We start from the raw sequence: 6,983 nt of genomic DNA on the forward strand, positions 1-6,983 counted from the left end.
CCCAGCCTACGAATACCAGGGACCGGCCTCCTCGTAGGCTGGGGTGGAGCGGCAGCGCAACCCCAGCGTTCCCAGGCCCTGCCCCTACTGCATCCAGCCGCCCGCGCGGGCGCGGGCTTCCTCCAGCCGGGTGTAGTCGGCCATCGTGCGCCCCGGCTCATCCCGGAAGCGCTCGTCGAGCCGCTGCACGCCCTGCACGCGGTCGATGCGGAAGCTGCGGAAGTCCTCCCGCTCCTCGCACCAGGCGGCCAGCGTCCAGACCTTGCCCCAGTAGAAGCAGCCCAGCGGGCGCACGGTGCGCTCGCTCGGCTTCTCGCTCAGGTCGCGGTAGTTCAGGTGCACCTTGCAGCGCTCCTGCACCGCCTCACGCAGGGTCTGCAGCGTGCGCTGCGCCGGCGGGGCCAGGCCGCCGCCGGCTGGCGCGTAGACGGCCAGCGCCTCGGCTGCCACACGGGCATCCACCGGCAGCACCGAGAGGATCTTGCCCAGCGCGTCCTCGGCGCCGGTGGCCAGCGCCGGGTCGAGCCAGGCCTGGGCGACGCGCACCGAGGCCACCAGGGCCTTGGCTTCGTCATGCGTGAACATCATGGGCGGCAGGTCGAAGCCCGCGCCCAGCCGGTAGCCGACGCCGGCCTCGCCCTCCAGCGGCACGCCCTGCGCCTGCAGGTCGGCCATGTCGCGGTAGATGGTGCGCTCGGACACTTCCAGCCGCTGCGCCAGGTACGCGGCCGTGGTCAGCCGCCGGCCCCGCACGAGCTGGATGATGTGGAAGAGACGGTCGGCGCGGCGCATGGAGGGACGTTACTGTGCCGACCGGCTGCTGACAAGCTGGTGTCAGCAGCGACGCGCGGGCGGTGCCGGCTGCTGCCGTGAACCCGCGGACGGGTGGCCGACGAAGGGGCCACCCCGGTCTGCCTCAGGCGGCCAGTGCCAGCGCGTCGTCCAGCAGCTCCACCCAATGCCGCACCGGCGTGGCCGTGCCGCCCTGCAGATGGGTGATGCAGCCGATGTTGGCGGAGACGATGGCCGCCGGCTGCAGCGCCGACAGGTGGCCCAGCTTGCGGTCGCGCAGCGTGGTCGCCATCTGCGGCTGCAGTACCGAGTAGGTGCCGGCCGAACCGCAGCACAGATGGGATTCGCTGGCGGCGAGCTGCAGGCGGAAGCCGAGCGCGCCCAGGTGCTGCTCGACGCCGCCGCGCAGCTTCTGGCCGTGCTGCAGGGTGCAGGGCGGGTGCCAGGCCACCGTGTCTGCGGGCGGGCGGACCCGGCCCTGCAGGGCGGGCACGATGTCCGGCAGCAGCTCGCTCAGGTCGCGCGTGAGCTCGCCGATGCGGCGCGCCTTGTCGGCATAGGCGGGGTCGTGCTGCAGCAGGTGGCCGTACTCGCGCACCGTGACGCCGCAGCCGGAGGCGTTCATCACGATCGCCTCCACCTCGCCGCGTTCGACGTGCGGCCACCAGGCGTCGACATTGGCGCGCATCTGTTCACGGCCGCCGTCCTGGTCATTCAGGTGGAACTTCAGCGCGCCGCAGCAGCCGGCCTGCGGCGCGATCAGCGTCTGGATGCCGGCGGCGTCAAGCACGCGCGCGGTGGCGGCATTGATGTTCGGCATCATCGCCGGCTGCACGCAGCCGGCCAGCAGCAGCACCTTACGCGCGTGGGTGCCCTCGGGCCAGCGGCCGGGGTCACGCCGCTCGGGCACCTTGGCCTGCAGCGCGGCCGGCAGCAGGCCGCGCACCGCCTGGCCCACGCGCATGGCGGGGGCGAACAGCGGCGAGGGCAGGCCCTCCTTCAGCGCCCAGCGCAGGGCGCGCTCGCCGCCCGAGCGCGGCACCTTGCGCTCCACCACTGCGCGGCCGATGTCCACCAGCGCGCCGTACTGCACGCCGCTCGGGCAGGTGGACTCACAGTTGCGGCAGGTGAGGCAGCGGTCCAGGTGCAGCCGCGTCTTCTCGGTCGGGGCCTGGCCTTCCAGCACCTGCTTGATCAGGTAGATGCGGCCACGCGGGCCGTCGAGCTCGTCGCCCAGCACCTGGTAGGTGGGGCAGGTGGCGGTGCAGAAGCCGCAGTGCACGCACTTGCGCAGGATGGCCTCGGCCTCGCGGCCCTCGGCGGTGCCCTGGAACTCGGGGGCGACATGGGTCTGCATCAGAAATCCGGGTACAGGCGGCCGGGGTTGAACACGCCGGCGGGATCGAACTCGCGCTTCAGCGCGCGCTGGATGCGGGCCTGCACCGCGTCCAGCGGTTGCAGGCGCGCGGCCACGTCGGGCCGGGCGGTGCGAAACAGCGTGGCATGCCCGCCGGCCGCGGTGGCCGCCGCGCGCACGGCCGCGCCCTCGGCCGCGGTGGCGCGCACCCAGCGCTGGCCACCATGCCATTCCACCAGCGGCGAATCGGGCAGGTCCAGCACGGGCGCGGTCTGCGGCACGGACAGACGCCACAGATCGCGCTCGCCGCGCTCGGCAAACCAGGGCAGTGTCTGCTCACGGCAGGCCGCCCAGTCCGGCGCCACGGCGGCGTTGTCCTGGCGCTCGCCGCCGAGGGTGCGGCAGGCGGCCTCCACCGCGGCGACGGCGCCGCGCAGGCGCAGGTACAGCGTGCCCACGCCGGCGTCGGCCACCCAGCAGCTCGCGTTCAGCGGCAGTGGCTGGCCGCCCCAGGCGTTCAGCCGTTGCAGCGCCTCCGCCTGCGACAGCTCGAACTTCAGCGTGGCCTCGGCCGGCGCGACCGGCAGCACCTTGAGGCTGACCTCGACGATCAGGCCCAGGGTGCCCCAGGAGCCGGCCAGCACGCGCGACACGTCGTAGCCGGCCACGTTCTTCATCACCTGGCCGCCGAACACCAGCAGCTCGCCGCGGCCGTTGACCAACTGGGCGCCCAGCACGTAGTCGCGCACCGAGCCGACGCTGGCCCGCGCCGGCCCTGCCAGGCCGGCGGCGACCATGCCGCCGACGGTGGCGCCGGCGCCGAAGGCCGGCGGCTCGAACGGCAGGCACTGGCCCTGCTCGGCGAGCGCGGCCTGCAGCTCGGCCAGCGGCGTGCCGGCGCGCACGGTGACCACCAGCTCGCTCGGCTCGTAGCTCACGATGCCTTGCAGGCCGGCGGTGGCGAGCGGCTCGCCCTGCAGGCGTTCGGCATGGAAGTCCTTGGTGCCGCCGCCCCTGATGCGCAGCGGCCGCCCCGCGCCAGCGGCGGTGCGCACCTGGTCGATCAGTTCAGCGAGCGGGGCATCCATGGGTGAATGGTAAGCGCGCGGCCCGTGGCGGGCGGGCTGAAAATTCCGGTGCCGGCGCGTGAGCGAATTTGGCGCACACCCGCGCGGCGACCCCGCCGTGCCGGTCACCAGCCACGTGCCTCAGCGCGCCGGCTCGACCTCGATCGTCATCTGGGCCAGCATGGTCTCGCCCGGCGCCAGGATGCGCAGGCCCAGCGCCTCGGCGCTGGCGCCGGCGGCCTGCAGGTGCACCGCGTTGTTGACGTGGCTGACCGGCTCGATGGCCACGTGGTCGCGCGTGGGCTGGGTGAAGACGACGAGACGCGTCTGGTCCGAGCGCACGCGCACGTGCAGCGCCTCGTCACGCAGGTGGGCCACGCCGTCCCAGCCGTCGAAGCAGTGGTCGACGTCGAGGAAGGCGCAGTCGGCGTCCAGCCCGCGCGAGCCCTTGCGAACGGTGGGCAGCTTGTCCGCGCCCATCTCCCAGCGGCCGGCCGCCTGGAAGCTGATGCGGCTGCGCGCGCGCTTGGGAAACCACGGGTGCCAGCCCAGTCCGGCCGGTGCCGGGCGGTCCGCCTGGTTGGTGAGCGCCAGCGTCATCTCCAGCGCGTCCGGGCGCAGCCGGTAGGTATGCGAGCAGTCGAAGGCGAAGGGCCAGTGCGCGTCACCCCGGTGGGCATAGGCCAGCATGGCCATGGCACCCTCCTGCTCCAGCACCGTCCAGGGCCGCTGCCAGCCCACGCCGTGGATGGCATGCGGCTCGTCGCCGTTGTTGCGCACCAGGGGGTGGTCCGTCCCCTCCCAGTGCAGGGTGGCGTGGCCGATGCGGTTGGAGAACGGCACCAGCGGGTAGCAGCCCGAGGCGCGCGCGCTCTGCAGCTCGGCCGACGGCGTGGCGCGCAGCACGGGCACGCCCTCACGCCAGAGGCCGGCCACGCAGCCGCCGAGTTCAGGCACCACTTCGCAGCGCAGGCTGCCAGCCACCAGCTCCAGCATGAGGTCTCCAGTCGGGTTGTGGAGCCATCGTAACCCCGCCGCGCCGCGGCCCGCCAAAAAAAGCGGCCCGCACGAGGCGGGCCGAACATCCAAAGGAGATCCTTGCTAGTTTTTGACTCGCCGCGGCGTGCCTCCGCGGACTCCATTCCTTACCGGTTGTAGGCGGTCTCGCCGTGGCTGGAGATGTCCAGACCCTCGCGCTCTTCCTCTTCGGTGACGCGCAGGCCGATCAGCAGGTCGACGATCTTGTAGGCGATGAAGGCCACCACCGCGGACCAGATGACCGTGGTCAGCACACCCTGGAACTGGATCCAGACCTGGCCGCCGATCGAGTAGTCGGGGTTGACCTTGTTGGCCACGTAGTCGTACACGCCGGTGCCACCCAGGGAGGGCGAGGCGAACACGCCGGTCAGCAGCGCACCCAGGATGCCACCCACGCCATGGACGCCGAACACGTCCAGGGAGTCGTCGGCGCCGAGCATGCGCTTCAGGCCGTTCACGCCCCACAGGCAGACCAGGCCGGAGGCCAGGCCGATGATGATGGCGCCCATCGGGCCGACGAAGCCGCAGGCCGGGGTGATGGCCACCAGGCCGGCGACGGCGCCGGAGGCAGCACCCAGCATCGAGGCCTTGCCCTTGGACAGCGCCTCACCGGCGATCCACGACAGCGTGGCGGCGGCGGTGGCGACCAGGGTGTTCACGAAGGCCAGGGCGGCGACGCCGGTGGCTTCCAGGTTGGAGCCGGCGTTGAAGCCGAACCAGCCCACCCACAGCAGCGAGGCACCCACCATGGTCAGCGTCAGGCTGTGCGGCGTGAGGGATTCCTTGCCGTAGCCGATGCGCTTGCCGATCACGTAGGCACCCACCAGACCGGCGACACCGGCGTTGATGTGCACCACGGTGCCGCCCGCGAAGTCCAGCGCGCCCTTGGCCCACAGCCAGCCGGCGGCGGCGGTCACCGTCTCCAGCGACTTGGCGTCGGTGATCGCGTCCGGGCCGTCCCAGTACCACACCATGTGGGCGATGGGCAGGTAGGCGAAGGTGAACCAGATGGCGCAGAACAGCAGCACCGCGGAGAACTTGATGCGCTCGGCGAAGGCGCCGACGATCAGCGCGCAGGTGATGGCGGCGAAGGTGGCCTGGAAGGCGACGAACGACAGCTCCGGAATGACCACGCCCTTGCTGAAGGTAGCCGCCACGGACTCCGCCGTCACGCCCGACAGGAACAGCTTGCCGAAGCCGCCGAAGAACGCGTTGCCCCCGGTGAAGGCGACGCTGTACCCATAGACGACCCACAGCACGTAGATCATCGAGGCCACCACGAACACCTGCATCAGCACCGACAGCATGTTCTTGCTGCGCACCAGGCCGCCATAGAACAGCGCGAGGCCGGGGAAGGTCATCAGGATGACCAGCAGGGTGGCGACGGTCAGCCAGGCGGTGTCGCCCTTGTTGGGCGTGGGCGCGGGGGCCGGCGTGGCCGCCGCTGCAGCGGCAGGCGCCGCGGCAGCAGCAGGGGCAGCCGCAGCCGCCGCGGGCGCGGCTTCAGCGGCCGCCGAGGCGGCGGGTGCCGCGGCCGGTGCCGCTGGCGCCTGGGCGATGGCCGTGGCGCTGCCGATCAGCAGGCCGAGGCCGAGGCCCAGCGAAACGAGAAATTTCCTCATGACGTGTCTCTCTGCGTGTGATGTGGGTGTTAGAGGGCTTCCTTGCCGGTCTCGCCGGTGCGGATGCGCACGACTTGCTCCAGGTCGTAGACGAAGATCTTTCCGTCGCCGATCTTCCCGGTGCGGGCCGCGCCTTCCACGGCCTCGATCACGCGGTCGACCAGCTCGTCGGCGACCGCCGCCTCGATCTTGACCTTGGGCAGGAAGTCGACGACGTATTCGGCGCCGCGGTACAGCTCGGTGTGGCCCTTCTGGCGGCCGAAGCCCTTGACTTCGGTCACGGTGATGCCCTGCACGCCGATGCCGGACAGCGCCTCACGGACCTCGTCGAGCTTGAAGGGCTTGATGATGGCGGTCACGAGTTTCATGCTTTCTCCTTGGAACGAGCGGTGGCCCGCTGGCTCAGAACGAGTACTTGACGCCCAGCACCGCCCCGGCCTTGCCGAGGTTCTTGCCGTTGGGAGCGAGGTAGTTGTTGTTGTCGGTGTCGACCAGCGTCAGGCTGGCGGACAGGCCGTTGCCGAAGTCATAGCCCAGCGCGACGGAGTAGTCGGTGTAGGAGAAGTTGCTGTTGTTCTTGACCTTCTGGTAGCCGATGTGCGGCGTGAGGCTGAAGCCGCCGCCCAGGTCGAACGTGGCAGCTGCTTCCACGTAGTAGCTGTTCTTGCTGTTGGCGAAGCCGAACAGGTTGCTGACCGCGTGCGAGTACTTCAGCGTGGCCGGGCCCATGGTGCCGGCGACGTAGATTTCCTGCGTGTTGGCGCTCGGGTTCAGCTTGTTGCTGGGGTAGTTGTAGGTCAGCACGCCCACGTCGGCGGCCACCGGGCCGGCCTCGAATTTGTAGCCGCCGTAGACGTCGATCTCGACGCTGGCATCACCGCCGCCGTCCTTGATCCACTTGATGCCGGAGCCCCAGGCGCCGAGGTAGAAGCCGCTCTTGTGCGCGAAGTCCACGCCGCCCTGCACCGTGGGCTTCAGGCGCGTCTGGGAGATGGCGCGATAGCGGTAATCCGTCACTGCACCCACGTTGAAGGACAGCGTGTAATCCGGTTCCGGGGCCTTGGCCTGGGCCAGCACGGCGCCGGAAACGACCAGGGAGGCAAAAAG

7 protein-coding genes are annotated in these 6,983 nt (G+C 71.1%); all 7 read right to left on the reverse strand.

Translation table 11 applies throughout. From position 1 onward, the window contains the following. Nucleotides 1-84: 84 nt before the first annotated feature. A complete protein-coding gene (locus ACE3T5_RS20485; RefSeq protein WP_374669961.1) occupies nt 85-792 on the reverse strand; it encodes a helix-turn-helix transcriptional regulator in 708 nt (235 codons plus the stop codon). A gap of 124 nt (nt 793-916) precedes the next feature. Next, nucleotides 917-2,149, reverse strand: a complete 1,233-nt coding sequence (gene glcF, locus ACE3T5_RS20490) for a glycolate oxidase subunit GlcF (protein WP_374669962.1) — start codon at nt 2,147-2,149, stop codon at nt 917-919. Continuing rightward, nucleotides 2,149-3,237: a glycolate oxidase subunit GlcE gene (gene glcE, locus ACE3T5_RS20495; RefSeq protein ID WP_374669963.1), complete on the reverse strand. Its 1,089-nt coding sequence runs from the start codon at nt 3,235-3,237 to the stop codon at nt 2,149-2,151. Before glcE ends, glcF begins: the two co-directional genes overlap by 1 nt. A gap of 120 nt (nt 3,238-3,357) precedes the next feature. Next, a complete protein-coding gene (locus tag ACE3T5_RS20500; RefSeq protein ID WP_374669964.1) occupies nt 3,358-4,212 on the reverse strand; it encodes an aldose 1-epimerase in 855 nt (284 codons plus the stop codon). Between the two features lie 149 nt (nt 4,213-4,361). Continuing rightward, nucleotides 4,362-5,876, reverse strand: coding sequence for an ammonium transporter (locus ACE3T5_RS20505; RefSeq protein ID WP_374669965.1), 1,515 nt, complete (start codon nt 5,874-5,876; stop codon nt 4,362-4,364). Between the two features lie 29 nt (nt 5,877-5,905). Beyond that, complete coding sequence (glnK, locus tag ACE3T5_RS20510; RefSeq protein WP_374669966.1) at nt 5,906-6,244, reverse strand: P-II family nitrogen regulator; 339 nt, start codon at nt 6,242-6,244, stop codon at nt 5,906-5,908. Between the two features lie 34 nt (nt 6,245-6,278). Then, on the reverse strand, nt 6,279-6,983 hold a 705-nt coding region (locus tag ACE3T5_RS20515; RefSeq protein WP_374669967.1), incomplete at its 5' end, for a TorF family putative porin.

It is taken from the genome of Ramlibacter sp. (assembly GCF_041916345.1).
GTDB lineage: Bacteria > Pseudomonadota > Gammaproteobacteria > Burkholderiales > Burkholderiaceae_C > Ramlibacter.

Excerpts from the sequence above, each read along its gene's own strand:
- ACE3T5_RS20485 (WP_374669961.1), bottom strand. The coding sequence starts at position 792 with ATGCGCCGCGCCGACCGTCTCTTCCACATCATCCAGCTCGTGCGGGGC.
- glcF (WP_374669962.1), bottom strand. The coding sequence starts at position 2,149 with ATGCAGACCCATGTCGCCCCCGAGTTCCAGGGCACCGCCGAGGGCCGC.
- glcE (WP_374669963.1), bottom strand. The coding sequence starts at position 3,237 with ATGGATGCCCCGCTCGCTGAACTGATCGACCAGGTGCGCACCGCCGCT.
- ACE3T5_RS20500 (WP_374669964.1), bottom strand. The coding sequence starts at position 4,212 with ATGCTGGAGCTGGTGGCTGGCAGCCTGCGCTGCGAAGTGGTGCCTGAA.
- ACE3T5_RS20505 (WP_374669965.1), bottom strand. The coding sequence starts at position 5,876 with ATGAGGAAATTTCTCGTTTCGCTGGGCCTCGGCCTCGGCCTGCTGATC.
- glnK (WP_374669966.1), bottom strand. The coding sequence starts at position 6,244 with ATGAAACTCGTGACCGCCATCATCAAGCCCTTCAAGCTCGACGAGGTC.